The organism is Serratia sp. Je.1.23.a (assembly GCF_051129805.1).
In the GTDB taxonomy this organism is placed as follows: Bacteria; Pseudomonadota; Gammaproteobacteria; order Enterobacterales; family Enterobacteriaceae; genus Serratia; species Serratia liquefaciens.
This window is the reverse complement of sequence record NZ_JBCPSR010000009.1, coordinates 1-26,567: the sequence shown is the minus strand read 5'-3', so window position 1 is coordinate 26,567 and position 26,567 is coordinate 1. Positions and strand designations below refer to the sequence as shown.

The window sequence follows — 26,567 nt, the reverse complement described above, 5'->3', positions numbered from 1 at the left end:
GGTCGCGGTATTAGCGACGAACGGCGATGGCTTCGATTTCGATTTTCACGTCTTTCGGCAGACGGGCCACTTCAACGCAGGAACGGGCCGGGAACGGCGCGCTGTGCTCGGTGAAGAAAGCTTCATAAGCGGCGTTAACGGTAGCGAAGTCGTTAAGATCTTTCACGAAAACCGTGGTTTTCACGATGTCGGCCACTTTCAGGCCGGCGGCTTCAACGATCGCTTTAACGTTTTCCAGCGACTGGCGAGCCTGAGCGGCAACGTCGTCGGCAACGGCGCCGGTTTTCGGATCGACCGGGATCTGGCCGGAAGTGATGATCATGCTGCCCAGATCAACGCCCTGCACGTAAGGACCAATGGCTGCCGGGGCGAGTTCAGTGCTGATGTTACGTGACATTTTTTCTCCTGATATACCCTTCGTCTTTCAAATCGCAGCGCGGTGGGCTGCGTGGCTCTCCGTAGCGTCGGGCCCGGTATTCGGTGCCCCTACGGGGTTCCCATTATAGGCAGTCACCGGGAGAATAACAGCCTCATCTCCCGGCCGCCGGCCGAACTCAGTCCGCCTGCAAGACCACCTGATGCTCGAACTCTTTTTCGCAGTAGCGGCATTTCAGGTGTACGTCGCCGTCGCGGGATTTCACGCTAAAGCTGGAAGACACCGGTTCGCTGCGGCTGATGCAGTTGCTGTTCGGGCAGGTCAGCACGCCGTCGATGTGATCCGGCAGGCTGAGGGTCAGCTTGCGTACCACTTCATAATTGTCGATGCGGTTAACCGTGGCTTTCGGCGCGTACATGGCCAGTTGGTTGGCCTGTTGCTCCGTCAGGAAGGTGTTTTCGATTTTGATCAGGTCTTTACGGCCCAGCTCGTTGGAAGGCAGGTTCAGGCCGATGGTGATGCGCTGGTCGGTGGCGGTCAGCTTGAACAGCGTCAGCAGCTTAAACCCGATCTGTGCCGGAATATGGTCAATCACCGTGCCGCACTTGATCGCTTCAACCTGCAGTTTGTTATCGTGAGTCATGACGGTTCCCCCTTAAAGAGCCAAATCTGCGTTTAAAACCAGCGCCAGCAGCGCCTGACGGGCAAAAATGCCGTTACCCGCCTGCTGGAAATAGTAGGCGTACGGCGTTTTGTCCACGTCGGTAGTGATTTCGTCAATACGTGGCAGCGGGTGCAGCACCTTGAGGTTGGCGCGTGCGCCGGCCAGATCCGCTGCGCGCAGAACGAACTGCGCCTTCACGTTGGCGTATTCGGAAGGATCCAGACGCTCTTTCTGCACCCGGGTCATGTAGAGAATATCCAGCTCGGGGACCACTTCTTCAATGCTGCTGTGCAGGCTGAACTCGATGCCTTTCTCTTCCAGCATTTGCAGGATATAGGCCGGCATTGCCAGCGCGTCCGGCGCGATGAAGAAGAAGCGGTTGCCTTCAAACTTGGCCAGCGCCTGCGCCAGTGAGTGCACGGTGCGGCCGTATTTCAGGTCGCCAACCATGGCGATATTGATGTTGTTCAGGCGGCCCTGGGTTTCCTGAATGGTGAACAGGTCGAGCAGCGTCTGGGTTGGGTGCTGGTTGGCGCCGTCACCGGCGTTGAGCACCGGGATGCCGCCGGAGAATTCGGTCGCCAGGCGCGCCGCGCCTTCCTGCGGATGACGCATGACGATGGCGTCGACGTAGGTGCCAATCACCGAGATGGTGTCGGCCAGCGTTTCGCCTTTCTTGCCGAGCGAGGTGTTGCTGCCGTCGGCAAAACCCACTACCGAAGCGCCCAGACGGTGCATCGAGGTTTCAAACGACAGGCGGGTACGGGTCGAGGCTTCAAAGAAGCAGCTGGCGATCACCTTGTGTTTTAGCAGCTCGGGTTGCGGATTGGCTTTCAGGCTGGCGGCGGTGCGCAGCACCAGCTCCAGATCCTCGCGGCTGAGATCGTTAATAGAGATGATATGTTTGTGATACAGCGGGTTGGCCATTTTTCACTCTCCTCGACTCGTGCCCGTGGCGCGGGGCTTTGAACAGATTTTCAGGCAAAAAAAAGCCCCTCAACGAGGGGCTTGAAACGATCGGTTTAGCAACAGGAGAAACAACGGCAGTTGGCTGCCGATTGGCAGTCGGTTTTGTCGGTTGTGGCTAACAAAACAAACGTCGTTTTTCATGCTTTCTCCTGGCAAATTGTCGCGCATTATACTCGTGCCTTTGTTCACTGCAAGCGCTAAAACGCCGATTTTTGTCATTTCGCAATCGATTGGCTGGTGGCCTTTAGCCGCATGGCAGAAAATTTATCTTCAGTGGGCTCGGCGCAGCAAAATCACCAGAACGAAAACGCCGCCCAGCCCGGCGGTAATGATCCCGATGGGCAGCTCTTGGGGGGCGGTGATGACGCGGCTCAGCAGATCGCCGGCAGAGAGCAATATGGCCCCTAGCACCCCGACCAACGGCAGCAGACGCCGGTGACGTACGCCGGTAAAAGGGCGCGCCAGATGGGGAACCATTAAGCCGACAAACCCTATCACCCCGGTCAATGCCACCAGTAATGCCGTCGCCAGCGAACAGCAAAGAAACACTTCCGTGCGCAAACGGCGGGTGTTGATGCCCAGCGTGCCGGCGGTCTGTTCGCCCGCCAGTAAGCCGTCCAGCGATCGCCAGCGCAAGGCAATCAATACCACCAGCAACAGCAGCGCTATCAAGGCAAAAATCACATTATCCCAGCGGGCCAGCCCCAGCCCGCCCAGCGTCCAGAACAGTACGCTGCTGGCGGTACGCTGATCGCCGGAAAAAACCAGATAGTTGGTGAAGGCCCCGAATAAAAAAGAGACCGCCAGCCCGCAGATAATCAGCTTTTCGGTGCCTTTTTGCGATTGAGTCATAAAAATAACCAGCACCACGGCAGCAGAGAGCATCCCACCGGCAAAGGAAGACACCGGTAACGTCCAGGCCCCGAGGCTATCACCGAGACGGGTCATCACCAGCACCACGCCGGCGGAGGCGCCAGAGGAGAGGCCAAACAGAAAGGGATCGGCCAAATCGTTGCGGGTTGTGGTTTGCAACAGCGCGCCGACCAACGCCAGGCCAGCCCCCGCCAGTAGCCCAAGCAAGGTGCGTGGCAAACGCAGTTCCAGCACGATGCTCTTGATCATGGGGGGCACATCACCCGGGACGATGCCCAGCGCGCTTAACACCTGGGCAAGAGAGAGTGACACGCTGCCTTGGGCGACATTGGCGAAGATTAACCCTGCCAATAACAGCGGGGCGAGGGTCCAGGCCAGCCTGAAACGTATTTTTTCCGACATCAGCTAACAGCGGCAGGATAAAGGGCCTGAGCCAGTTTGTGGATCGCCTCAATATTGACCGGCCCCGGTGTTAACGCCTGGTATTTCAATTTCAAATAGCGGTGATGGACCACTGCCGGGGTTTGCTTCATCAGGGGGTGTTGTTCAAGGAAAAGCTGCCGCGCATCGATACTGTCGGTGGGCTCAGCCTGATAGTCCACCAGAATGATAAATTCAGGCTCTGTCGCCGCCACGTTTTCCCAATTGGTGTTCACCCAGCTGGTGTTCAGGGTATCCATCACGTTTGTTGCCCCAGCGGCTTCAATAATCGCCGTCGGCATGGCGTAGGCCCCGCTGGTGTAGGGCTTTTCTTCGCCGGAATCATAAAGGAACACCCTGACGGGTTTTTGCGTCGCAATTTTGCGATGGATATCTGCCACCTGCCGTTGCCAGCCTGCGACCAGCTTTTCCGCCTGTTCCTGTTTACCAAAGACTTTGCCGAGCCTGATTATATCGTCGTAGAGCAAATCCATACTGGCCCGCGGCCGATGGCTGTCGACGTGGATGCAGCTTTCACTTAACACCAGCGTTTTGATATTGAATTTTTCCAGCGCTTGCGGGGTCACTTCCCCACGAAGACCATAATTCCAGCCGGCGAAGAACAGGTCTGGACTGGCAGCGAGAAGGTTTTCGATCGTCGGGTATTTGGCGGCCAGTTCAGGAATGGTTCCCTGCTGTTGTGTGAATTCAGGGATGTTTTTGTACCAGCCGGAGATCCCTGTCACGCCGACGATAGAAGGCTGGAGCTGCAGGGCAAAGGCCATTTGCGACATATTGATATCTTGAATAATGGCACGCTGTGGCGGGCGTTCAAAGGTCAGGGGCTGACCGCAGTTGTCCACCGTAACCGGGAAACCAGAGGCCCCGGCGCTTGCCGCGGTGAATGCCAGTAACGCGGCGAGGGTTAACTTTTTCACATCGACTCCAGATTCATTGCACCGAAAGGCTATTGATTGGGCATTACCGTCGGTTGTCTGGCCAGGCGTCAGTGGGGCGGAGGAAGGTCATCCCACTCGGGTAACCCCGTGGGCAAAACGGCAAAACCGAAGTCAATAACCCGGTTTATTGGAAACGGGGGCAACATACCTGAATAATTCGTATGACAAATATAGTTAGATCAAACAATTGTCGGTTGTGGAGAATATCACGGGGATTATGTCGGTAAAGCCTCGAAGAAACGCACAGCTTCGCCGCTTTCCGGATGACGAACCTGCAGCGTTCTCATGCCAAACACCTGTTGCAGGTGCGCCGATTCCAGCACCCTTTCAGGGCGGTCATAACAAAGGATTTTCCCTTTATTGATGATCATCACCTTATCGGAAAAGGGTTGCACCAGCTCGAGATCGTGCAGCACTTTTATCGTGGCTATCTTTTTTTCATGGATCAGCGACAGCAGTTGATGTCGGGCCAGCGGATCGAGATGGTTAGTGGGTTCATCAAGCAATAACAGCAACGGCTGCTGCGCCAATGCTCTGGCGAACCCGGCGCGCTGGCGTTCACCGCCTGAAAGCTTGCCCAGCGGGCTATGTTGCAGGTGGCCGATACCCACCTCCTCCATCGCTTTTGCAACTATCAGCGCGTGTTGAGATGGCGAATGATCGGCCAGCCAGGGCAGTCGTCCCAGCGCCACATACTCGCTAACCTTAAGCCGTAAATCCGCATCATCGTGCTGGCTCAGCAAGGCGATAGCGCGGGCGCGTTGCTGGGGTTTTAAGCTGACTAGGGGCTTTCCCTGAAAGAGAATTTCGCCTTCGGTCGGCTTGAGCTCACAGGTCAGTAGCCGCAATAGCGTGGATTTCCCACTGCCGTTCGGGCCGATAATGGTAACGGATTCACCGGGTTGAATACTGAAGCTGGCCCGATCAATTCGCGGGGCTTTCCCTGGGGTCGCCAGAGAAAGATTCTGCACCGACAGCAGGCTGTCGGTGGGCAGGCTGGTCATGAAATATCCTTTTCCGAGCTCAGAAAAATGTCTCAATGGTTTCTATAACGTTGTAATTATCATCAATCACCAACAGCGTCTTCCATTTATCGAAGGTCAGGCAGGGGTGCGAGGTGGCAAACACCAGTATATCTCCAACCTGCACCGGGAAGTCTGCCGGGCAGCTTAACATGGCGTGCTGGTCCATAATCCCCTGGGGGGTTAACTGCTGCACGCCGTTGTCTTGCAGAACCCCGTTGCGGTAATGGGCGATCGGCTGCGGTAATCCGGCGTCGAAAGCCGCGTCTCGCTTGCCAAAATTGACGATAACCCGGCCCGGTTCCGGCACCGACTGTACCAGCGCTATCAATTCCAATGCCGAGGTTAGCTCCCCCGCCAGATCGCAGGCGTAGCTATCGCGGGCCAGCACCGCATTTTGCGCGTCCTGATAAATTCCCCGATCGTGGGTGATGTAACAGCCGGGGCGGATCACCCGACGGCAGTTTTTCGGCAGCGACTCTTCACCCCAAACGCGGCAAACCACGTCATACCAGGAAGAGCCCGCACCGGTGAGGATTGCTTCTTCACCGCTGAGCAGACGTTGCCGGTGCAGTTCACGCAGCAAGCCGGCGGCGTCACGCAGGAACCGTTCGATTTTACTCTGGGCGTCGTCGCCGTGCATCACGCCTTCATACAGCTCGATACCCTGCAGGCGCAGCCCTGGCAGCCCGGCAATATCCTGCGCCAGTTGCTCGGCTTGTGCCACGCTACGGCAGCCGCAGCGGCCACCGGGCACGCCCAGTTCCAACAGGACATCCAGGGTTTGCCCATGCTGGCTGAAAAACGCCGAGAGGGCTTGCGCATTGCTCAGGCTGTCGATGCAGCAAAGGAAAAGGGTGGAGGGATGTTGCACTTTCAATTCGGCCACGAGTCGCATATTGGCCTTGCCGACCAGTTGGTTGGCCATCAGTACCCGGGGTACGCCCGCCTCCATTGCCACCTTCGCCTGCCAGGCGGAACCGACGCCCACCGCCCAGGCGCCCTGGGCTACCTGACGCTGGAAGATCCAGGGGGTCATGGTGGTTTTACCGTGCGGGGCCAGCGAGACGCCGCGTGCATCGGCATAGTTTTGCATCCAGGCGATATTGTTTTCCAGGCTGCTGAGCTTGATCACCGCGGCCGGCAGGCAGACATCTTCGTTAAGCAGGTTTGCCGGCGCAGACGGGTCACTGCGCAGCACGGCGGCCTTATGGGTAACGGTGAAATCTTTTTGGTATTTCATAACATCATCCTTTGGGTGTTCTATCTTTTTTAAAATGAGGTATCTTGATTTATTTCTTTGATTTTAATTGGATTTAAATATTATTTTTTTATTTTAGGGTACAAAGTATCATTTTTAACGCTGATTTTTGTGTAGTCTTCCACTGTTTTCTTGCATTGTAAATGACAAAATTTAATCACTATGGGGTGAGGCGATGGGTGTGGATATCGACATTATCTCGCGCATTACAGAGCTTTTTATTGAGCTGAGCAGCGCCGAAAAACGTATCGCGCAATTCATTCTGGACGAGGCGGACGCGGTGACCGCTTTGCCGATTGCTGAGCTGGCCCGGCAGGCCAACGTCAGCCAGGCCTCGATCACACGCTTCGCCAAAACGCTGGGCTGCCGTGACGTGCGTGACCTTAAGGTCAAGCTGGCGCAGTCGTTGGCGGTGGGGCAACGGTTTATCCATGAAGAACCGGACCTGGAAGGGATCCAGGGGATTTACGAAACCATCATCAATGTCCTGACGATTAACCGCCGGACGATCGATGAGCCGGCGCTGGCCAAAGCGGTGGAGTGGCTCAGCGACGCGCGGCAAATTCTGGCCATTGGTATGGGCGGCGGTTCGACCATTTGTGCCGCTGAGGTACAGCACCGCCTGTTTCGGCTCGGGCTGCCGGTGACCGCGCAAAGCGACGGCTTGCTGGTGCGCATGATGGCGGCGGCGGTGGCCAGGCAGGATGTGGTGGTGGCGCTGTCGCTAGGCGGCTACACGCAGGAAGTGGTGGAAAGCGCGGCGATTGCTCGCCAGTACGGGGCCAAAGTGGTGGCCATCACGCCGGCAGGAACGCCGCTGGCGGCGCAGGCCGACGTGCTGTTGGCGCTGGTGGTGCGGGAAAATGATTACATCTACAAACCCAGTACTTCGCGCTACGCCATGTTGGCGATGGTCGACGTGCTGGCGACGGCGCTGGCTATGGCGAATAAACGCCAGTCCCGGGACCGTCTGCGTCGCATCAAGCTGGCGCTGGACAGTCACCGTGGAGGAGAAGATCGGCAGCCGCTGGGGGACTGAGTCGCTGCCCCAAGACACTAACCTGAGGATGATGATTCATGCGGTATCAGTATCTGATTAAAAATGTCACGGTGATCGACGGCACCGGCGGGCCGCAATACCGTGCCGATGTGGCGGTGAAAGACGATCGGATTGCGGCGATCGCACCCGCCATAGAGGCTGAAGCGGAGGTGGTGATCGACGGCCGGGGGCGGGTGCTGTCGCCGGGGTTTATCGACGTACATACTCACGACGACACCAACGTGATCCGTATGCCCGAGATGCTGCCGAAGATATCCCAGGGGGTGACAACGGTGATTGTCGGCAACTGTGGCATCAGCGCTGCCGGGGCGGTAATCAAAACCAGCGTGCCCGACCCGATGAACCTGCTGGGAGAAAAAGCGCATTTCGTTTACCCCACGATTGCTGATTATCGTCAGCAGGTCGAGGCCGCGACGCCGGCGGTGAATGTGGCGACGCTGATCGGGCACACCACGCTGCGCAGTAACCAGATGGACGACCTGTTTCGCCCGGCTAATGCCGAGGAAATCTGCGCCATGCGTGAGCAGCTGCGTGCCGCGTTGCAACAGGGCGCTCTGGGTCTGAGTACCGGCCTAGCGTATGCCTCGGCGTTCTCTGCCCCCACGGAAGAGGTGATGGCATTGGCGGAAGAGCTGGCGGGTGAGCAGGGGATTTACACCACTCACCTGCGTTCTGAATTTGAGCCCATACTCGAGGCAATGGAGGAGGCATTCCACATTGGCCGCCATGGCCGGGTGCCGGTGGTGATTTCGCACCACAAATGCGCCGGGGCGAAAAACTGGGGCCGCACGCAGGAAACGCTCAAGCTGTTCGACAAGGTGCGCCAGACGCAGGACGTGTCCTGCGACTGTTACCCTTATTCCGCCAGTTCATCGACGCTGGATTTAAAACAGATCACCGATGAGTTCGATATCGTCATCACCTGGTCCGAACCGCACCCGGAGATGGCGGGGCAATCCTTGCGGGACATCGCCGGGGCCTGGTCAATGAGCCTGCATGAGGCCGGCAAACGGCTGATGCCAGCGGGGGCGATTTATTACAACATGGACGAGCAGGATGTGCGCCGGGTATTGCGCTATCCGCTGACCATGGTGGGATCGGATGGCCTGCCGAACGATCCGATGCCGCACCCGCGCCTGTGGGGCGCTTTTCCCCGCGTGCTGGGCCACTACAGCCGCGATGAAGGTTTGTTCCCGCTCACGGTGGCGGTGCACAAAATGAGCGGTATGTCGGCGGCGCGTTATCAACTGCCGCAGCGTGGGCTGATCAAAACGGGGTACTACGCCGATCTGGTATTGTTTGACGCATTGAAAGTGAAAGACAGCGCGACGTTCAGCCAACCGCAGCAACCCGCTGCAGGGATCGACGCGGTGTGGGTGAACGGCGTACTGAGTTATCAACATCAGGCCGTGACCGGCCTGCGCGCCGGGCGGTTTTTGTGCCGTCAGGGCAACACAATCGACAGGAGCAAGGCATGACGATCAAAAGATACGGCATTGACGGCGGAACCGGAACCGGTGGACAGCATCTGCCCTTTTCCCGCGCGGTAGAAGCCGGTGGCTGGTTGTACATTTCCGGCCAAACGCCGATGAAAGACGGTGAAGTGGTGGAGGGGGGAATTATCGATCAGTCTCGCCTGGCGATCCAAAACTGCCTGGATATTATGGCGGAAGCGGGATATGGCCTGGAAGACGTGGTGCACGTTAAGGTCATTCTGACCGATGCGCGTTACTTCCAGTCATTCAATAAAGTCTTTCGCGAGTTCTTTGCCGCTCATCCCCCGGCACGGATTTGCGCGGTCGCCGATCTGGTGGTGGATTGCAAGGTTGAAGTGGATATCACCTGCTATAACGCCGCACGTATTCCCCGCTAGAGCGCTTGCCGATTAAAGGGGGGTGAAGCCACCCTCAGACCGCTGATTAACCCGCATAATGGCTAAACCGGTAGGGGTCGAACATGTTCGACCCGATTTAACCGATTGATTATGCGATAGGGCGCAGCATGCAGCGACCTTACTACGAAACTTTGGAGCACTTTGCCAGTGGCCTTAGGGGAAAAATTTCCCCTAATCATCATTTCACCAGGCGGTGGAGCTCCGCGGCGCGAGTCAGTTATTTGCTGACGCGATCGTAGTAGACCATGTCGGCGTTCAGACCCTGCTGATAGCCTTTGACGTTATCGCGCAGCACCACTTCGGTTTTCGCCTGATCGATAAAGACATACGGCGAACTGCGTTGCAGTTCTTGCTGCATGGCAGTGTACAGCGCGCTGCGCTTGGCGGGATCGGCTTCGGCCACCGCCGCCAGCGTTTGCTGGTTCAACTGTGGGATCTGCCAGCCGTTGAGGCCTGCGACCGTGCTGGTCTTGCCGTCGTTATAGGCGAAGGCGCTGGCATTGGAGTGGGCGTCGAAATAGTCCGGGATCCACAGACGGATCGCCGCCTGATGCTGTCGGGCGCGTACCCGCGAATAAACCTGGCTGCCGGCGGCCGGCAACAGTTCCACCTTCACGCCGCCTTCGGCAAAGCTGGCCTGCAGCGCCTGAGCGATAGTAATAAACGGCGGTTTGTTCTCGACGTCCAGCGTCAGCGAGGCATTGGTGATACCGGCCTTGGCCAGAATGGCCTTGGCTTTGGCCGGATCGAAACTGAACGGATTGTCTTTCAAAGCGCCCGGCAAGCCTACCGGCAGGAAGCTCTGGTGCACAAAATATTGGCCCTTCAACAGATCTTTAGTGATGCCCTGATAGTCGATCAGATAGCGCGCCGCTTCCCAGAACGCCGGGTTTTTCAACAGCGGATTGGCGGTATTGCCGGTGTTGAACACCAGGTAATTCTGCTCGGCAGAGGGGATTTCCAGCACCTTCACGCCCGGCTGATTTTTCAGCGCCACGGTTTGGTCCGGGCCCAGTTCACGCGCCACATCAGCGTCACCTTGCTGGATCAACAGGCGGCGAGTGGCGGAGTCCGGCACGCTTTTAATGATGATGCTTTTCAGCAGTGGCTTGCTGCCCGGCGACGTCGGGTTGGCGTCCAGCACAATCGCCTGATGCGGTTGATAGACGCGCATTTTAAACGGCCCGCTGCCGGCGGAGTGCATTTTCAGCCAGGCATTGCCGTAGTCGCCGTCTTTGGCGTTAGGCTGCACCGCCTTGCTGTCGACGATCGAGGCGATCGGCGTGGAGAGAATATTCAGCGCCACCGCAGGACTGACGTTCGCCGTCCAGCTCAGTTGCAGGCTGTGGTCGTCGATTTTTTTCAGCTGTGCGTCGATGTTGTCCGGCTGCCAGCCGAGAACGTTGAGGATAAACGCCGGTGACTTGTTCATCTTCACCGCGCGGCTAAAGGAAAAGATCACGTCATCGGCGGTCAGCGGGTTGCCGGAGGCGAAGGTCGCCTGCGGACGCAGTTTGATGGTCAGGGTTTTGGCCGCGGCGTCGCCCTGCCAGCTTTCCGCCAGCACCGGTTCCACTTTCGCCGGATCGTCGCGATCCGCCTGCACCAGCCGCTGATACAGGCTTGGGACGGTCTGGATACTCGACAGCTCGTTGGCCTCCGCCGGATCCAGGCTGACGATATCGTCGAGCGATTGCACGACCACCAGCGTATTGGGCGGGGTGGCGGCCAGCGCGGAGGAGGACAGGGCGGCAAGTATTAACAGCGGCAGGACTTTGGCTTTCATCGATGTTTTCCCTTGAATGTACGGCAAGAAATTATTGTTATCGTTTGTTTTCACGGCGTTTTCGCCGCCAGAATGCCACGGTAGAGTCTTTGTCGGCGGCTGACAAAGGCCAATCGGCTATTTGATATGCTTAAAATATATTAGACGGAAAAGGCGGGAGGGGGACGCAGCGTGCTGGATCACTGCGCCCCGGCAATGCAGATTAAAACGTTTCGCTCAGGGTGGCGACCATCACCGCCTTGATGGTGTGCAGGCGGTTCTCGGCCTGATCGAACACCACGCTGTGTGCAGATTCGAACACCTCATCGGTGACTTCCATGCCGCCGTGCAGCCCGTATTGTTCGGCCATTTGCTTACCGAGCGTGGTCTGGTCGTCGTGAAACGCCGGCAGGCAGTGCAGGAATTTGACGTTCGGGTTATCGGTCAGTTTCACCATCGCCATATTGACCTGATAAGGCTTCAGCAGCGCGATACGCTCCTGCCAGGTTTCTTTCGGCTCGCCCATCGATACCCACACGTCGGTATACAGAAAGTCCGCGTCCTTCACCCCTTCGGCAATGTCTTCGGTCAGGGTGATCTTGGCGCCGGTCTGTTTCGCCAATGCCTGGCACTCTGCCACCAGCTCCGGCTGTGGCCAGCAGGCCTTCGGCGCCACCAGTCGCAGGTCCATGCCCGCCAGGGCGGCAGCTTCCAGCAGGGTGTTGCCCATGTTGTTGCGGGTGTCGCCAAGGTAGGCGAGCTTCACCTCGCTCAGCGGCTTGCCCGGTAGGTGCTCCTGTACGGTCAGCAGATCCGCCAGCAACTGGGTCGGATGGAACTCGTTGGTCAACCCGTTCCACACCGGTACGCCGGCATGGTTGGCCAGGGTTTCCACCAGCGCCTGACCATAACCGCGGTATTGAATACCGTCATACATCCGGCCCAGCACCCGGGCGGTGTCTTTCATCGACTCTTTATGGCCGATCTGGCTGCCGCTTGGGCCCAGATAGGTGACCTGAGCACCCTGATCGAAAGCGGCAACTTCGAAAGAGCATCGGGTACGGGTCGAGTCTTTTTCGAAGATGAGCGCAATGTTTTTGCCCTGCAGGTGGCGTTTTTCCTGGCCTTTCCGCTTGGCCTGCTTTAACTCGGCCGAAAGCTGCAGCAGCGCCTGAAGCTCCGCCGGGGTGAAATCCATTAACCTTAGGAAGTGACGTTTGTAGAACGGGTTTATGCTACTCATTGCCGTGTATCCTGATTGTTGTTATTGAATTAAAATTCACTTTATATGTATGAATATTCAATTTCAACCCCGTGGGAGAAATCTTTCACGTTTATCGTGGAAGCAATGCCGACGGTGTGTGAAAATAGAAGGAATACAGGCCATTTGACTTGAGGATATAGGCATGGCAAACCGCGAACAGCTAGAAGAACAACGTGAAGAGACCCGCCTGATCATCGAAGAACTGCTGGAAGACGGCAGCGATCCGGAAGCGCTCTACACTATCGAACACCACCTTTCTGCTGAGAAGTTTGAAGTGCTGGAGCAGGCCGCCGTTGAAGCCTTCAAGTTGGGCTACGAAGTGACCGACGCCGAAGAGCTGGAAGTGGAAGACGGTACCCTGGTGATGTGCTGTGACGTGATCAGCGAAATCGGTCTCAACGCCGAGCTGATCGACACTCAGGTAGAGCAGCTGGTGGCGTTGGCGGCACGTTGCGGCGTCAACTACGACGGTTGGGGCACCTACTTTGAAGATCCGAACGGCGAAGAAGGTGACGACGACGAAGAAGAAGGTGACTTCATCGACGAAGACGACGACGGTAAACGCCATTAATTAATCTTGTGGGCCGGCGCTCGCCGGCCCCGCCTATCCCGCCGTTTTTCAAGCCGCAGCGCTAGCTGTAACTTGAAATGCATAGGGCAGTTGAAGCAGATGAAATACCAATCCCTGTTAGCCCCCATTTTAAACTTCCTGCATTGCGAAACCCCAGACGCCTGGATCGACGCCGCCCGTCGTCCGGAAAACCTGCCGCTGTTGCTGACCGACCATATGGTGTGCGAGCTGAAAGCGGCGCAAACCGGCATGTGGCTAATCCGCCGTTACGTGGCAGACAAGGAGAGCGGCGATGCCTTGTTGGCGCTGCTAAGGCCTTATGAAGCATTTCTGCATGAAGCGCAGGGCGTGCCGGAAGCCTTGTTCCAGCAAAACAATTTCACCCGCAAGATCTTGCCTAAGAACGGCTCGGCCTACGGCCAGGATCTGGCGGACAAGATGGTGTTGCTGATCAAAGAAGAGCTGCATCACTTCTCGCAGGTGCTGGAGATCATGCTGGCGCGGCAGATCCCGTATAAGAAGATCACCGCCAGCCGCTATGCCAAAGGCATGATCCGCGAGATCCGCACCCACGATCCGGCTACGCTGATTGATAAGCTGATTTGCGGTGCCTATATCGAAGCCCGCTCCTGCGAGCGTTTTGCCCGGTTGGCACCGCATCTGGACGACGAGTTAAACCGTTTCTACGTTTCGCTGCTGCGCTCCGAAGCGCGCCACTATCAGGATTACCTGCAGCTTGCCGAACAGATAGCCGGTGGCGACATCAGTGAGCGGGTGGCCCATTTCGGCCGCATTGAAGCAGAGCTTATCCAAACGCCGGACAGCGAGTTCCGCTTCCACAGCGGCGTGCCCGCCTTCGCCTGATAGCCGGGCTCCCGCGCAACTCAGTTACGCCGGTGCGCCCAGCAGCAAATCCACCGCTTTTTCCGCCAGCATAATGGTCGGCGCATTGGTATTGCCGCTGGAGACCTGCGGCATCACCGAGCAGTCGATCACCCGCAGTCGCTCAAAACCGTGCACCCGCAGTTGCAGATCGGTCACCGAGTCCTGCGGCGATTGGCCCATGCGGCAACTGCCTACCGGGTGATACACCGTCTTGCAGAAGTTGCGCACAAACTCCTCCAACTGGGCGTCATCGTTCAACCACGCCGGCTGCGGCATCAGCAGATCTTTGATCAGCGGCTTGAGGGCCGCGGTTTGCAGGAAGCGCAGGCCGAATTTCACCGCGCGCACGCTGCCGGCCAGATCCTCCGGATGGCCGAGGTAATTGGCGTGCAGCTTCACCGGATCGCGCGGATCGCGGCTGCGCAGCAGGACTTCCCCTCGCGCCTTGGGCTGCAGATAACCGACCTTGAGCGTGAAACCGTGGATATTGGGCAGCGGTTCGCCGGGCACGTCGTCCCAGCTGTCGAGCATCGGCAGGAAGTGGATTTGCACGTCGGGCCGGCCGTCACCCTGGCTGTCGGTGAAGGCGGCACCTTCCAGTACGTTGGAGCTCAGCACGCCGCTGCGAAACGCCAGCCATTCGGTGCCGTGGCGTAGCGCCTGCAGCCCGCGATCGGCACCGTAGAGGCTGATCGGTTGCCGGGTGCTGACGTTGATCGACATATGCAGATGATCGTGGAAGTTCTTGCCCACCGGCAGATCGGCGAGCGGCGTTATGCCCAACTGTTGCAGATGTTCGCGTGGCCCAATGCCTGACAGCATCAGGATCTTCGGCGATCCTACCGCGCCGGCGCTGAGGATCACTTCCTTTGCCGCATGCGCGGTGACTTCGGCACCGCCGTTTTGGCTATACACCACGCCGGTGGCGATGTTGTTGTCCAATACCACGCGGTGCACCAGCGCATTCAGTTTCACCACCAGGCGTTGGTCGTTGCGCACCGCTTTCAGGTAGGTGCGTGCAGTGCTGGCGCGCTCGCCGTTATGGGTGGTGGTCTGGTAGAAGCCGACGCCGTGCTGGCTGTCGCCGTTGAAATCGTTGCGGTAGGGCAGGTCCAGCTCCTGGCCGGCGCGGATAAACGCCATGCTGAGCGGGTGTCGGTAGCGGTTCTCGCTGACCGGCAGCAGGCCCTCACCGCCGTGATAGGTGTCGGACAGGCTCTCGTTGGCCTCGGCACGTTTGAAATAGGGCAGCACGTCCTGATAGCCCCAGCCGACGCAGCCGTAACGTTCGGCCCACTCGTCGTAATCCTGCCGCTGGCCACGAATATAGATCATGCCGTTGACCGAGCTGCTGCCGCCCAACACCTTGCCCTGGGCGATCTGCATGCGGCGGTTGTTGGCGTGCGGCTCGGGTTCGGTTTCGTAGGGCCAGCTTTTTTTGGCGATGATTTTCGCCACGCCGGCCGGCATCTTGATGAATAAATTATTGTCGTCGCCACCGGCTTCCAGCAGTAACACCCGCGCCTGAGTGCGGCGGATCAACTGCGCTGCCAGTACGCAGCCGGCGGAACCTGCGCCGACAATGATGTAATCAAAAGCGTTTTCCGACATGACTGCTCCCTGTGCGATTACGGCATGAGCCTGTCATGGCAGAGTATCGCAAGCGGGCGGCAGGTCAATTTCAAATCGTTAATTTGTTAATGAATATCACATAAATTGTTTTTAATTTTTATCAACTAATTGATTTTAATATATAAAAAATAAAATTTTCATATTAATATTTTTTGTGGTTTGCGCGACCGTGACGATACCGGAGCGAAAAATACGCGGTGATAAATATCCGGCGCATTGTTTCTAAACGGAATATTAAATATGAGATTTATCCGAGCGGGAAAGAGGATGTCAGCACAAAAATGCTGCTATATGATGAGCCACTCTGTGGTTGGATAAGATATTAAGAAATATGGACATTTCTATTAATAAATCTAATTATTTAAAAGGGATTGCCATCATATTGATGCTGATCCATCACCTGTTTGCCTACCCGATCCGAATTAGCCCGGATATCCCGGTCTATCATATTGTTAACAGCGTTGATCTTGAAATGTATCTTGGTCTGTTCGGCAAGATTTGCGTTTCGATGTTTCTGTTTCTGTCCGGTTACGGGTTTTCGCTGAAAAAAGAAGTGTCGTTTCACTATATTTGGGGAAAGCTGAAAAATTTATATATCAGCTATTGGATAGTGTTATTTATCTTTGTCCCTATCGGCATTTTCTTCTTTCCCGGAGAAAGGTATAGCCTTTCCCTGCCGCTGTTTCTCGAAAACCTGATTGGCATTAAATCCACGTATAACAGCGAGTGGTGGTTCTTCAAACTCTATGTGCTGTACGTGCTTTCTCTGCCGCTGTTGTCGCGGCTGAATATCTACCCTTTACTGGGGCTGCTGGTTCTGGCGGCGCTGTGCGGCAGAGGGCTGCAGTATTTCGCCTGGGCGCCTGAAATCTTGATCGAATATTGCACCTGGCTGCTGCCTTTCGGCTTTGGCATGGTGTTTGGCCGCAGCAAGCAAATGCCGGCGGACTTCTGGCTGTCGAAGCTGATTGTTACCCTGAGCCGCACCCATCCGCTGATCTTGCTGATGGTGACGGTGGCGGTGTTTATCGTCGCCCATAATCCGGGGCTGCTGCTGGTGACGCCGCTGTTTATCATCGCGATGATGAAAACCGCAGACGGGCTGGGCGGCACGGTGAATCGGGCGGTGGGCGAGCTGGGCAAGCATTCGATGTACATGTGGCTGACCCACAGCTTCTACTGCTATTACTTCACTCAAAAGCTGATTTTTGCGCCGCGCTATACGCCGCTGATCCTGCTGCTGCTGATTGTGGTGTCCTATCTGACCAGCCTGGTGCTGAGCCGGATTGAGCTGGCGATCAAGGGCAGGGTAACGGCGTAGGGAGGCTGAATACTGCGCCCGTGATGACCGCGGGCGCAGCAGCAAGATTAAAGCGTTTTCAGCATGGTGACTTCGCAGTCGACGTGGCCGGTGGTGCCCATGGCGTGGTCGATATGTTCGAAGCCCAGATGCTCGTACAGGCCGATGGCCTGCGTCAGGCTGGCGGTGGTTTCCAAATAACAACAGCGGAAGCCCTGTTGACGGGCAAACTCCAGTGCCTGCAGCGCCAGGCGTTTTGCCAGGCCCTGGCCGCGCAAAATCGGCAGGAAATACATTTTCTGTAATTCGCAAATATCGTCGTCACCGCCCTGCAGCGGGGCCACGCCGCCACCGCCGGCAATCCGGCCATCGACTTCTATCACCCAATAAGCGCTGCGTGGCAGGCTGTAGAGCTGATACAAGACGTCCAGATTGGGGTCGGAAACGGTATAGCCTTTGTCTGCCGTCAGGCCGTGCTCGGCAGAGACTTCGCGAATGACATTAGCAATAGCGGCATTGTCGTCAGCCGTTATTGGGCGCACCAGAAGACGTACTGGGGTTGCTGTTGTCATAGTTACACTCGCCATAAAAAGAACCCGAAGGGTTCCGGAATATCGTTTTTTGTGCAGACAAAAACGCGCCGGGGTTATATTTCGGCGGCGTCCATGCAGCTTTAATATCTTGTAATAACATCTATACCCTTCATCTTTCAAGCTGCAGATGTGTTGGCTGCGTTTTCTTACCCCAGTCACTTACTTATGTAAGCTCCTGGGGCTTCGCTCACTTGCCGCCTTCCTGCATCTCGAAATCTATTGGGTATTTATATGGCTGATGCAACGGCGATAAAAAAACAGCGGGGAAATCCCCGCTGTTTTTCAACTGTTGCAGTGAACCGTAAGATTACAGCGCGGCGATGGTCGCCTGCTGTTCCTGCAGCTTCACTTTACCTTCTTTGCAGGCTGCCAGACGTTCGCGCTCTTTGGCGACCACGGCTTCCGGCGCGCGCGCTACAAAGCCTTCGTTGGCCAGCTTGCCTTCGATCGAGGCGATTTCTGCATCCAGCTTGCCCATCTCTTTCGACAGACGCGCAATTTCGGCGTCTTTATCGATAAAGCCGGCCATAGGGATCAGCAGCTCGGCGCCGTCCACCAGTTTGGTGACCGATACCGGGCCTTTGTCACCCGCAGGTAGCAGGGCGATAGACTCCAGACGCGCCAGACGCTCGATAAAGCTCTGGTTCTCCTGCACGCGACGCTGAGCGTCGGCACTGCAGTTGCGCAGCAGCACTTCCAGCTGTTTGCTCGGAGCGATGTTCATCTCGGCGCGGATGTTACGCACCGCGGTGATCGCCTGCTTGATCCATTCCAGATCGTTCAGCGCCTGCGCGTCTTCCAACGCGGCGTCGTACTCTGGGAAGGGTTGCAGCATGATGGTGTCTGCGGTTTCGCCGGTCAGGGTCTTCACGCGCTGCCAGATGGTTTCGGTAATGAACGGGATCACCGGGTGCGCCAGGCGCAGCAGGGCTTCCAGCACGGTGATCAGCGTGTGGCGGGTGCCGCGCTGTTCCGCTTCGCTGCCGTTGCTCACGACCGGCTTGGTCAGCTCCAGGTACCAGTCACAGAACTGGTTCCAGGTGAATTCGTACAGGATGTTGGCGGCCAGATCGAAGCGGTAGGTGTCCAGCGCTTCGCGGTAAGCTTTCACCGTACGGTTGAATTCGGCCAGGATCCAGCGGTCCGCCAGCGACAGCACTTTCTCGCCGCCGTTGAAGCCGCAGTCCTGACCTTCCGCGTTCATCAGCACGAAGCGGCTGGCGTTCCACAGCTTGTTACAGAAGTTGCGGTAGCCTTCCAGGCGCTTCATGTCCCAGTTGATGTCACGGCCGGTAGAGGCCAGCGCCGCCAGGGTGAAGCGCAGGGCGTCGGTGCCGTGCGGCTCGATGCCGTTCGGGAACTGCTTCTCGGTGCGCTTGCGGATTTTCTCCGCCAGCTGCGGCTGCATCATGTTGCCGGTGCGTTTTTCCAGCAGGTCTTCGAGCGAGATGCCGTCAACCATGTCCAGCGGGTCGATCACGTTGCCTTTCGACTTGGACATCTTCTGCCCTTCGTCGTCGCGGATCAGGCCGGTCATGTAGACCGTCTTGAACGGAACCTGCGGCTTGCCGTTTTCGTCCTTCATGAAGTGCATGGTCAGCATGATCATGCGCGCAATCCAGAAGAAGATGATGTCGAAGCCGCTGACCATCACGCTGGTCGGGTGGAAGGTTTTCAGCGCGTCGGTCTGCTCTGGCCAGCCCAGGGTAGAGAAGGTCCACAGGCCGGAAGAGAACCAGGTGTCCAGCACGTCTTCGTCCTGAGTCAGCACCACGTCGGCGCCCAGGTTGTTTTCGCTGCGCACTTCTTCTTCGCTGCGGCCCACGTAGACTTTGCCGTTCACATCGTACCAGGCCGGGATACGGTGACCCCACCACAGCTGACGAGAGATACACCAGTCCTGAATGTCGCGCATCCAGCTGAAGTACATGTTTTCGTACTGCTTCGGCACGAACTGAATTTCGCCTTGCTCAACCGCTTCCACCGCCACTTTCGCCAGCGGTGCGGTACGTACGTACCATTGGTCGGTCAGCATGGGTTCGATCACCACGCCGCCGCGGTCGCCGTAAGGCACCGTCAGGTCGTGCGGTTTGATCTCGTCGAGCAGGCCCAATTCGTCAAAGGCGGCAACCACCGCTTTACGCGCCGCGAAACGCTCCAGGCCACGGAACTGGGCCGGGATTTCGTTGCAGTAATCGGTGCAGATTTCGCCGAGGGTGTTGAACACTTCCGCTTCCTGACGGATATCGCCGTCGAAAGTCAGGATGTTGATCATCGGCAGGCCGTGACGTTTACCGACTTCGTAGTCGTTAAAGTCGTGCGCCGGGGTGATTTTCACGCAGCCGGTGCCTTTTTCCATATCGGCGTGCTCGTCACCGACGATGCGGATGCGGCGGCCCACCAGCGGCAGAACGATTTCTTTGCCGATCAAATCTTTGTAGCGCGGGTCTTCCGGGTTTACCGCCACGCCGGTATCACCGAGCACGGTTTCCGGACGGGTGGTGGCGACCACCAGGTAATCTTTGCCTTCGGCGGTTTTGGCGCCGTCAGCCAGCGGGTAGCGCAGGTGCCACATGGAGCCTTTGGACTCGCGGTTTTCCACTTCCAGGTCGGAGATGGCGGTGCGCAGTTTCGGATCCCAGTTCACCAGGCGTTTGCCGCGGTAGATCAGATCTTCTTTGTGCAGGCGGACAAACACTTCGCGTACCGCGTTGGACAGGCCTTCGTCCATGGTGAAGCGCTCGCGCTCCCAGTCCACGGAGTTGCCCAGGCGACGCATCTGGCGGGTGATGGTGCCGCCGGATTCTGCTTTCCACTGCCAGATTTTGTCGATGAACGCATCGCGGCCATAGTCATGGCGAGTTTTGTTTTCTTCTGCGGCGATCTTGCGCTCAACCACCATCTGGGTGGCGATACCGGCATGGTCGGTACCGGCCTGCCACAGGGTGTTTTTACCCTGCATGCGCTGGTAACGGATCATGGTGTCCATGATGGTCTGCTGGAAGGCGTGACCCATGTGCAGGCTGCCGGTGACGTTCGGCGGCGGGATCATGATGCAGAAGCTTTCCTGGCTGGTATCACCGTTTGGCTTGAAGTAACCCTGGTTTTCCCAGTGATCGTACAGCTTCTGTTCGATCTCTTTCGGGTCGTATGCGGTATCGAGATGACTGTTTGTCTTTTCCATTTTATATCGTTGTTCAGTGAGTTGGCGGCGTTGCCGTGGTCAAATGGAAGCCGACGCTGCGATAGGCTTTATATCGGTCGCGCGCCAACTGTTTTAAGGTGTCTTCGTAAGGGACGAAGTCTACCACTTCATGGAAAGCAGTAGCAAAATCTGCAAACTGCGGCAGCAGGGCGATCAGCAGATCGCGCGGTGAGTTGCCGCGTTTGCCGGGCCAGCACAGCTCGACCGGGGCACCGTAGTGCGGCCCTTCGCCGGCCAGATTGTGCGGCACGAACTGGTGCGGATCGCGCTGCCACAGCGCTTCGTCCAACCGCTGGGCCTGTTCCTGGCTTTCGCAGGCGATCAACACCCGCTTGCCGGAGCGCCAGCGTTCGGCGGCAACGGCGCAGGCCACGGCCTCATGCGCGCTGAGCGCACCTGCCGGTTCCGCATGTTCAATTAAATAGAACGTAGCCTGTTTCATATAACCCCTTCATCTTTCAAGCTGCAGCCGTGTTGGCTGCCCTCCCTCACCCCAGTCACTTACCCGTGTAAGCTCCTGGGGATTCTCTCGGTTGCCGCCTTGCTGCAACTCGAAAGCTATTGGGTTTATAAAATTGTGCAGCATTACTAAAAACACAAGGGTACAGCATGCTGTACCCTTGGGGATTATACCTGAATTACCGCTCAGATTTAATCGTCGCCGTTCAGCCCCGCGCGATTGAGCAGGAACTGCGCCAGCATCGCTACCGGACGGCCGGTTGCGCCTTTGGCTTTGCCGGAACGCCAGGCGGTGCCGGCGATATCCAGGTGTGCCCAGCTGTACTTGCGGGTAAAGCGCGAGAGGAAGCAGGCTGCGGTGATAGCCCCGCCCGGACGGCCGCCAATGTTTGCCATATCGGCAAAATTAGAGTCCAGCTGCTCATAGTACTCGTCGGACATCGGCAAGCGCCACGCGCGGTCACCGGCCTGTTCGGACGCGCCGATCAGTTCGTGTGCCAGCGGGTTGTGGTTCGACATCAGGCCGGTGATGTGGTGGCCCAGCGCAATCACGCAGGCGCCGGTCAGGGTGGCAACGTCAATCACCAGCTCCGGATCGAAACGCTCAACGTAGGTCAGGGTGTCGCACAGCACCAGGCGGCCTTCGGCGTCGGTGTTCAACACCTCGACGGTCTGGCCGGACATGGTGGTCAGCACGTCACCCGGACGATAAGCGCTGCCGCCCGGCATGTTTTCACAGCCGGCCAGTACGCCGATCACGTTCAGCGGCAGGTTCAGTTCCGCCACCACGCGCATCACGCCGTACACGGTAGCGGCGCCACACATGTCGTACTTCATCTCGTCCATGCTGTCGGCAGGTTTGATCGAGATGCCGCCGGAGTCGAAGGTCAGCCCTTTACCCACCAGCACAATCGGCTTGGCGTCCGGGTTCGGGTTGCCTTTATATTCCATCACCGACATCAGCGATTCGTTCTGCGACCCTGCGCCAACCGCCAGATAGGCGTTCATGCCCAGCTCTTTCATCTGCTGTTCGCCGATGACGCGGGTGGTGATGTTGGTGCTGAAGGCGTCCGCCAGTTGACGAGCCTGAGAGGCCAGGTAGCCGGCGTTACAGATGTTCGGCGGCATATTGCCGAGATCTTTCGCTGCCTTGATACCGGAAGAGACGGCCAGACCGTGCTGGATAGCGCGTTCACCGCTGGTGAGCTCACGGCGGGTCGGCACATTGAACACCATTTTGCGCAGCGGACGGCGCGGCTCCACTTTATTGCTTTTCAGCTGATCGAAGGTGTAGAGCGTTTCTTTTGCGGTTTCCACCGCCTGGCGCACCTTCCAGTAAGTGTTGCGGCCTTTCACGTGCAGCTCGGTCAGGAAGCAGACCGCTTCCATGGAGCCGGTATCGTTAAGGGTATTGATGGTTTTTTGAATCACCTGTTTGTACTGGCGTTCATCGAGCTCGCGCTCTTTGCCACAGCCAATCAACAGGATGCGTTCGGAGAGAATGTTAGGCACATGGTGCAGCAGTAACGTCTGCCCGACTTTACCTTCCAGTTCGCCACGGCGCAGCAAAGCGCTGATATAACCATCACTGATTTTGTCGAGTTGTTCTGCGATAGGGGACAAGCGGCGCGGTTCGAAAACGCCGACTACAATACAGGCACTGCGCTGTTTTTCCGGGCTACCGCTTTTTACACTGAACTCCATGCACTCTCCTGAATCTTAAAGACAAAGGCAGGCGCTACGGCTAGAATAACGTACTCCGTAACGATCTCCCGCCATTGAGTTAACTAACTATGTTAACCTGAACGGCGTAAATTGCTCTGTTTTGGCGACTATAAGTAAGTTCCTATAGGACACCCAAATGCTAGATGTTGTAATACTATTTTAGCTGTGTTGGTTGCCATATGATGAGAATAAATGGCGGATTAGCGATGAAACTATCGATTTTCCTGCAAAAAGACAAGTTTTCACAGGCGTAATAAGCGTGATCATCATAAGATATCTGGTACGGGAAACGCTAAAGAGCCAAATCGCGATCCTTTTCATCCTGCTTCTGATCTTCTTTTGTCAGAACCTGGTCAAGGTGTTAGGCGATGCGGTGGACGGCGATGTCCCGACAAATTTAGTCCTTTCATTGCTCGCATTGGGTGTGCCGAAGATGGCGCAGCTAATCCTGCCGTTAAGCCTGTTTCTCGGCTTATTGATGACGCTTGGGCGGCTGTATACCGACAGCGAAATCACCGTGATGCATGCCTGCGGGCTGGGTAAACGCACCTTGATTATCGCCGCGATGGTGCTGGCGCTGATCACCTCTGCCGTGGCGGCGGTCAACGTGTTCTGGGCCGGGCCCATGGCCTCGCGCTATCAGGACGTGGTGATCAGCGAAGCCAAAGCCAACCCCAGCATCGCCGGGCTGGCGGAAGGGCAGTTCAAACCTTCGCAAGACGGCAACGCGGTGCTGTTTATCGGCAACGTAAAAGGCAGCACCTTCAACGACGTGTTCCTGGCGCAACTGCGGCCGAACGGCAACCAACGCCCATCCGTGGTGGTGGCTGAGCATGGCCAGATCAACCAGATGAAAGACGGTTCGCAGGTGGTGACGCTGGACAAGGGCACCCGCTTCGAAGGCACCGCGCTGCTGCGTGACTTCCGCATTACCGATTTCAACGACTATAAAGCCGTGGTCGGCCACCGCACGGTCGCCGTGGACGGCAACCAGGCCGAACAGATGTCGATGCAGACGCTGCTGGAGTCTGACGACCCGGACGCACGCGCCGAGTTCCACTGGCGCCTGACGCTGGTGCTTTCCGTGGTGATCATGGCGCTGTTGGTGGTACCGCTCAGCGTGGTCAACCCGCGCCAGGGCCGCGTGCTCAGCATGCTGCCGGCCATCCTGCTGTATTTGATTTTCTTCCTGCTGCAGACGTCGCTGCGTTCCAACGGCGGCAAGGGCAAACTGGACCCGATGATATGGCTTTGGGTGGTCAACGCGGCGTACTTTGCGATCGCGCTGGCGCTAAACCTGTGGGATACGGTGCCGATGCGTAAGCTGCGTGCACGCCTGAGAGGAGCGGCCTGATGTTTGGCGTTTTAGACCGATATATCGGTAAGACGATTTTCAACACCATCATCATGACGTTGTTCATGCTGGTGTCGCTTTCCGGCATCATCAAGTTCGTCGACCAGCTGCGTAAAGTGGGCCAGGGCGAGTACACGGCGCTGAGCGCCGGGATGTTTACCCTGCTGAGCGTACCGAAAGACATCGAGATCTTCTTCCCGATGGCGGCACTGCTGGGCGCACTGCTCGGGCTGGGGCAACTGGCGACGCGCAGTGAACTGGTGGTGATGCAGGCTTCCGGCTTTACCCGCATGCAGATCGCCGGTTCGGTGATGAAAACCGCTATCCCGCTGGTGCTGTTGACCATGGCGATTGGCGAGTGGGTGGCACCGCAGGGCGACCAGATGGCGCGCAACTACCGTGCGCAGCAGATGTACGGCGGCTCGCTGCTTTCCACCAAAAACGGCCTGTGGGCGAAGGACGGCAACGACTTCATCTACATTGAGCGCGTGGCGGGCGAGAAAGAGCTTTCCGGCGTCAACATCTACCACTTTAACGACCAGCGCAGGCTCGAGACGGTGCGCTATGCCGCCACCGCCAGCTTTGAAGACGGCGTGTGGAAGCTTTCGCAGGTGGATACCTCCGACCTGACCAATGAAAAGCAGGTGACCGGCACCCAGACGCTGACCGGCGAATGGAAAACCAACCTGACCCCGGACAAACTGGGCGTGGTAGCGCTGGACCCAACCTCGCTTTCGATCAGCGGCCTGCACAACTACGTGAAGTACCTGAAACAAAGCGGCCAGGAAGCCAACCGCTACCAGCTGAACATGTGGAGCAAAGTGTTCTCGCCGCTTTCCGTCGCGGTGATGATGCTGATGGCCCTGTCGTTCATCTTCGGGCCGCTGCGCAGCGTGCCGATGGGCGTGCGTGTGGTGACCGGTATCAGCTTCGGTTTCCTGTTCTACGTGCTGGACCAGATATTCGGCCCGCTGAGCCTGGTGTACAACATGCCGCCGGTATTGGGCGCGTTGCTGCCAAGCATGCTGTTCCTGTTGATCAGCGTGTATATGCTGCTAAAACGCAAGTAGCGGCACGACAGACGATTTAAAAAGGCGTAGCCATGCGGTTACGCCTTTTTTGTTTCTGGCGCCTCTGGGACGCGCTGCTGCTGATATCGCTACGCACAGGCGCACATTATCGCCGGTATCATCCGTAGGGGCGCTGCACGCCGCGGCCGTGTCGTTTATCACAGTTATCCCCGATGTCATCCGTAGGGGCGCCGCATGCCGTGCCCGTGCCGTTTACCACAGTTATCCCCGATGTCATCCGTAGGCGCGCTGCACGCTGTGCCCGTGTCGTTTATCACCGTTATCCCCAATCGACACGCCTTACTTCGCCCAAAAAACGAGCCAACGTGACTGCGGCGACGATTTTTTCAGCACTTAACTCATTGAACAACGGATATGTGTTGCACGTGGATCGCTGAAAGGTATAATGCACCCGTTTTCCGCATACTACTTGCAGTGCCGAAGTGGCGAAATCGGTAGACGCAGTTGATTCAAAATCAACCGTAGAGATACGTGCCGGTTCGAGTCCGGCCTTCGGCACCATTAGTACAGCGCGAACAAGAAGCCACCGAGAGGTGGTTTTTTTGTGCCTAAAATCCAGTCCTGCAAGGTTTTTTCCTTACTTTTTCACTTAATCTGAATCAGCCTACATCAACTTACTGATGCGGATACAACTGCGGGTATATCCCGGTTCGATAATGTTTGTAACCACACAGATCCCTTGAAAGGATACTCATCATGGCTCTGAGTGATGTAAGGTTCGTTCGGCTAAACCAGAAGAAAAAGCTTATAAGCTTACTGATGGTGACGGCATGGTATTGCTGGTTCACCCTAACGGTTCCAAATATTGGCGGATTCGTTATCGCTTCGGCGGTAAAGAGAAGATGCTGGCATTGGGGAAATACCCTGAAGTTTCCTTAGCGGATGCCAAGGCACGGCGAGACGAAGCCCGTAAGCAGCTAGCTAACGGTGTAGATCCTAGTGAGAACAAGAAGGTCGTTAAGGTAGAGCAGGAGCAAGAGGCGATAACGTTTGAAGTGGTCGCCAGAGACTGGCATGCCAGCAATCAGAAGTGGTTTGCATCACATAGCTGACCCGCTCCCCGTATGTGATCCATTCATATGTAGTGGTCAAGTAATATTTGACCCGCTCCCCGTATGTGATCCATTCATAATCAGGAATAACCGGCCTCATTCTGGCTGCATATTCTGGCAACCGGCAGATTTCTCGGCAAATTCAGAAGGTGTCATCCAGCCCAGGGCAGAAT

22 protein-coding genes, 1 tRNA gene and 1 pseudogene are annotated in these 26,567 nt (G+C 57.0%); 10 read left to right on the top strand and 14 right to left on the bottom strand.

Going from position 1 to position 26,567, the window contains the following annotated elements:
• Positions 1–10: 10 nt before the first annotated feature.
• From ridA to AAZT04_RS23300, 7 genes are all read right to left on the bottom strand, one after another.
• Positions 11–397, bottom strand: a complete 387-nt coding sequence (gene ridA, locus AAZT04_RS23330) for a 2-iminobutanoate/2-iminopropanoate deaminase (RefSeq protein WP_044554008.1) — start codon at positions 395–397, stop codon at positions 11–13.
• A 157-nt stretch (positions 398–554) separates the two neighbouring features.
• A complete protein-coding gene (pyrI, locus tag AAZT04_RS23325; protein WP_020825003.1) occupies positions 555–1,019 on the bottom strand; it encodes an aspartate carbamoyltransferase regulatory subunit in 465 nt (154 codons plus the stop codon).
• A 12-nt stretch (positions 1,020–1,031) separates the two neighbouring features.
• Positions 1,032–1,967: an aspartate carbamoyltransferase gene (pyrB, locus tag AAZT04_RS23320; protein WP_020825004.1), complete on the bottom strand. Its 936-nt coding sequence runs from the start codon at positions 1,965–1,967 to the stop codon at positions 1,032–1,034.
• Positions 1,968–2,279: 312 nt separating this feature from the next.
• Positions 2,280–3,284: a FecCD family ABC transporter permease gene (locus AAZT04_RS23315; RefSeq protein WP_115060273.1), complete on the bottom strand. Its 1,005-nt coding sequence runs from the start codon at positions 3,282–3,284 to the stop codon at positions 2,280–2,282.
• On the bottom strand, positions 3,284–4,240 hold the full coding sequence (locus tag AAZT04_RS23310) for an ABC transporter substrate-binding protein (RefSeq protein WP_434681962.1): 957 nt from the start codon (positions 4,238–4,240) through the stop codon (positions 3,284–3,286). The genes AAZT04_RS23315 and AAZT04_RS23310 overlap by 1 nt, the downstream gene beginning before the upstream one ends.
• A 236-nt stretch (positions 4,241–4,476) precedes the next feature.
• Complete coding sequence (locus AAZT04_RS23305) at positions 4,477–5,265, bottom strand: ABC transporter ATP-binding protein (RefSeq protein ID WP_434681960.1); 789 nt, start codon at positions 5,263–5,265, stop codon at positions 4,477–4,479.
• A gap of 19 nt (positions 5,266–5,284) precedes the next feature.
• Entirely contained in the window at positions 5,285–6,526 is a 1,242-nt protein-coding gene (locus tag AAZT04_RS23300) for an amino acid deaminase (protein ID WP_434681958.1), read from the bottom strand.
• Positions 6,527–6,719: 193 nt separating this feature from the next.
• On the opposite strand from AAZT04_RS23300, the gene AAZT04_RS23295 reads away from it, so the two are divergent.
• The 3 genes from AAZT04_RS23295 to AAZT04_RS23285 are packed head-to-tail and all read left to right on the top strand — an operon-like array spanning position 6,720 to position 9,477.
• Positions 6,720–7,583, top strand: a complete 864-nt coding sequence (locus tag AAZT04_RS23295) for a MurR/RpiR family transcriptional regulator (RefSeq protein ID WP_046374619.1) — start codon at positions 6,720–6,722, stop codon at positions 7,581–7,583.
• Positions 7,584–7,621: 38 nt separating this feature from the next.
• The gene (locus AAZT04_RS23290; RefSeq protein WP_176984152.1) at positions 7,622–9,082 is read left to right on the top strand and encodes an N-acyl-D-amino-acid deacylase family protein; all 1,461 of its coding nucleotides are present in this window, start codon (positions 7,622–7,624) and stop codon (positions 9,080–9,082) included.
• Positions 9,079–9,477, top strand: coding sequence for a RidA family protein (locus tag AAZT04_RS23285; protein ID WP_020825011.1), 399 nt, complete (start codon positions 9,079–9,081; stop codon positions 9,475–9,477). Before AAZT04_RS23290 ends, AAZT04_RS23285 begins: the two co-directional genes overlap by 4 nt.
• A 238-nt stretch (positions 9,478–9,715) precedes the next feature.
• Here the strand turns inward: AAZT04_RS23285 and AAZT04_RS23280 are convergent, their stop codons facing one another.
• Both AAZT04_RS23280 and argF read right to left on the bottom strand, forming a co-directional pair.
• Positions 9,716–11,284: an ABC transporter substrate-binding protein gene (locus AAZT04_RS23280; protein ID WP_129983230.1), complete on the bottom strand. Its 1,569-nt coding sequence runs from the start codon at positions 11,282–11,284 to the stop codon at positions 9,716–9,718.
• A gap of 202 nt (positions 11,285–11,486) precedes the next feature.
• Complete coding sequence (gene argF, locus AAZT04_RS23275) at positions 11,487–12,506, bottom strand: ornithine carbamoyltransferase (protein WP_128865689.1); 1,020 nt, start codon at positions 12,504–12,506, stop codon at positions 11,487–11,489.
• Between the two features lie 163 nt (positions 12,507–12,669).
• On the opposite strand from argF, the gene rraB reads away from it, so the two are divergent.
• Both rraB and miaE read left to right on the top strand, forming a co-directional pair.
• Positions 12,670–13,098 carry a ribonuclease E inhibitor RraB gene (gene rraB, locus AAZT04_RS23270; protein WP_020825014.1) on the top strand — a complete coding sequence of 143 codons (429 nt, stop codon included), beginning with the start codon at positions 12,670–12,672 and terminating at the stop codon, positions 13,096–13,098.
• Between the two features lie 99 nt (positions 13,099–13,197).
• Positions 13,198–13,962, top strand: a complete 765-nt coding sequence (miaE, locus tag AAZT04_RS23265; RefSeq protein ID WP_044554017.1) for a tRNA isopentenyl-2-thiomethyl-A-37 hydroxylase MiaE — start codon at positions 13,198–13,200, stop codon at positions 13,960–13,962.
• 24 nt (positions 13,963–13,986) lie between these two features.
• Here the strand turns inward: miaE and AAZT04_RS23260 are convergent, their stop codons facing one another.
• Entirely contained in the window at positions 13,987–15,594 is a 1,608-nt protein-coding gene (locus AAZT04_RS23260) for a GMC family oxidoreductase (RefSeq protein WP_128865691.1), read from the bottom strand.
• A gap of 352 nt (positions 15,595–15,946) precedes the next feature.
• Here AAZT04_RS23260 and AAZT04_RS23255 point away from each other — a divergent pair, with 352 nt between their 5' ends.
• Positions 15,947–16,936, top strand: a complete 990-nt coding sequence (locus AAZT04_RS23255; protein ID WP_129941301.1) for an acyltransferase family protein — start codon at positions 15,947–15,949, stop codon at positions 16,934–16,936.
• Between the two features lie 47 nt (positions 16,937–16,983).
• On the opposite strand, the gene AAZT04_RS23250 is transcribed toward AAZT04_RS23255, so the two are convergent.
• The 4 genes from AAZT04_RS23250 to pepA all read right to left on the bottom strand — a co-directional run bounded on the left by AAZT04_RS23250 (position 16,984) and on the right by pepA (position 22,876).
• Positions 16,984–17,487 (bottom strand): GNAT family N-acetyltransferase, encoded by a 504-nt coding sequence (locus tag AAZT04_RS23250; protein ID WP_041414155.1) that lies wholly within the window; start codon positions 17,485–17,487, stop codon positions 16,984–16,986.
• Between the two features lie 328 nt (positions 17,488–17,815).
• Positions 17,816–20,692, bottom strand: coding sequence for a valine--tRNA ligase (locus AAZT04_RS23245; protein WP_129941302.1), 2,877 nt, complete (start codon positions 20,690–20,692; stop codon positions 17,816–17,818).
• A 13-nt stretch (positions 20,693–20,705) separates the two neighbouring features.
• Positions 20,706–21,155, bottom strand: coding sequence for a DNA polymerase III subunit chi (locus AAZT04_RS23240; RefSeq protein ID WP_012005017.1), 450 nt, complete (start codon positions 21,153–21,155; stop codon positions 20,706–20,708).
• Between the two features lie 209 nt (positions 21,156–21,364).
• Entirely contained in the window at positions 21,365–22,876 is a 1,512-nt protein-coding gene (pepA, locus tag AAZT04_RS23235) for a leucyl aminopeptidase (RefSeq protein WP_020825020.1), read from the bottom strand.
• Positions 22,877–23,156: 280 nt separating this feature from the next.
• On the opposite strand from pepA, the gene lptF reads away from it, so the two are divergent.
• From lptF to AAZT04_RS23215, 4 genes and pseudogenes are all read left to right on the top strand, one after another.
• Positions 23,157–24,251, top strand: coding sequence for an LPS export ABC transporter permease LptF (lptF, locus tag AAZT04_RS23230; RefSeq protein ID WP_020825021.1), 1,095 nt, complete (start codon positions 23,157–23,159; stop codon positions 24,249–24,251).
• Positions 24,251–25,321 carry an LPS export ABC transporter permease LptG gene (gene lptG / locus AAZT04_RS23225; protein WP_020825022.1) on the top strand — a complete coding sequence of 357 codons (1,071 nt, stop codon included), beginning with the start codon at positions 24,251–24,253 and terminating at the stop codon, positions 25,319–25,321. Before lptF ends, lptG begins: the two co-directional genes overlap by 1 nt.
• Positions 25,322–25,758: 437 nt before the next feature.
• Positions 25,759–25,843 (top strand) — tRNA-Leu (locus tag AAZT04_RS23220).
• A 195-nt stretch (positions 25,844–26,038) separates the two neighbouring features.
• Positions 26,039–26,391 (top strand): annotated as a pseudogene (locus AAZT04_RS23215) (Arm DNA-binding domain-containing protein); the annotation flags it as partial.
• Positions 26,392–26,567: the final 176 nt, after the last annotated feature.

Excerpts from the sequence above, each read along its gene's own strand:
- ridA (WP_044554008.1), bottom strand. The coding sequence starts at position 397 with ATGTCACGTAACATCAGCACTGAACTCGCCCCGGCAGCCATTGGTCCT.
- pyrI (WP_020825003.1), bottom strand. The coding sequence starts at position 1,019 with ATGACTCACGATAACAAACTGCAGGTTGAAGCGATCAAGTGCGGCACG.
- pyrB (WP_020825004.1), bottom strand. The coding sequence starts at position 1,967 with ATGGCCAACCCGCTGTATCACAAACATATCATCTCTATTAACGATCTC.
- AAZT04_RS23315 (WP_115060273.1), bottom strand. The coding sequence starts at position 3,284 with ATGTCGGAAAAAATACGTTTCAGGCTGGCCTGGACCCTCGCCCCGCTG.
- AAZT04_RS23305 (WP_434681960.1), bottom strand. The coding sequence starts at position 5,265 with ATGACCAGCCTGCCCACCGACAGCCTGCTGTCGGTGCAGAATCTTTCT.
- AAZT04_RS23300 (WP_434681958.1), bottom strand. The coding sequence starts at position 6,526 with ATGAAATACCAAAAAGATTTCACCGTTACCCATAAGGCCGCCGTGCTG.
- AAZT04_RS23295 (WP_046374619.1), top strand. The coding sequence starts at position 6,720 with ATGGGTGTGGATATCGACATTATCTCGCGCATTACAGAGCTTTTTATT.
- AAZT04_RS23290 (WP_176984152.1), top strand. The coding sequence starts at position 7,622 with ATGCGGTATCAGTATCTGATTAAAAATGTCACGGTGATCGACGGCACC.
- AAZT04_RS23285 (WP_020825011.1), top strand. The coding sequence starts at position 9,079 with ATGACGATCAAAAGATACGGCATTGACGGCGGAACCGGAACCGGTGGA.
- AAZT04_RS23280 (WP_129983230.1), bottom strand. The coding sequence starts at position 11,284 with ATGAAAGCCAAAGTCCTGCCGCTGTTAATACTTGCCGCCCTGTCCTCC.
- argF (WP_128865689.1), bottom strand. The coding sequence starts at position 12,506 with ATGAGTAGCATAAACCCGTTCTACAAACGTCACTTCCTAAGGTTAATG.
- rraB (WP_020825014.1), top strand. The coding sequence starts at position 12,670 with ATGGCAAACCGCGAACAGCTAGAAGAACAACGTGAAGAGACCCGCCTG.
- miaE (WP_044554017.1), top strand. The coding sequence starts at position 13,198 with ATGAAATACCAATCCCTGTTAGCCCCCATTTTAAACTTCCTGCATTGC.
- AAZT04_RS23260 (WP_128865691.1), bottom strand. The coding sequence starts at position 15,594 with ATGTCGGAAAACGCTTTTGATTACATCATTGTCGGCGCAGGTTCCGCC.
- AAZT04_RS23255 (WP_129941301.1), top strand. The coding sequence starts at position 15,947 with ATGGACATTTCTATTAATAAATCTAATTATTTAAAAGGGATTGCCATC.
- AAZT04_RS23250 (WP_041414155.1), bottom strand. The coding sequence starts at position 17,487 with ATGACAACAGCAACCCCAGTACGTCTTCTGGTGCGCCCAATAACGGCT.
- AAZT04_RS23245 (WP_129941302.1), bottom strand. The coding sequence starts at position 20,692 with ATGGAAAAGACAAACAGTCATCTCGATACCGCATACGACCCGAAAGAG.
- AAZT04_RS23240 (WP_012005017.1), bottom strand. The coding sequence starts at position 21,155 with ATGAAACAGGCTACGTTCTATTTAATTGAACATGCGGAACCGGCAGGT.
- pepA (WP_020825020.1), bottom strand. The coding sequence starts at position 22,876 with ATGGAGTTCAGTGTAAAAAGCGGTAGCCCGGAAAAACAGCGCAGTGCC.
- lptG (WP_020825022.1), top strand. The coding sequence starts at position 24,251 with ATGTTTGGCGTTTTAGACCGATATATCGGTAAGACGATTTTCAACACC.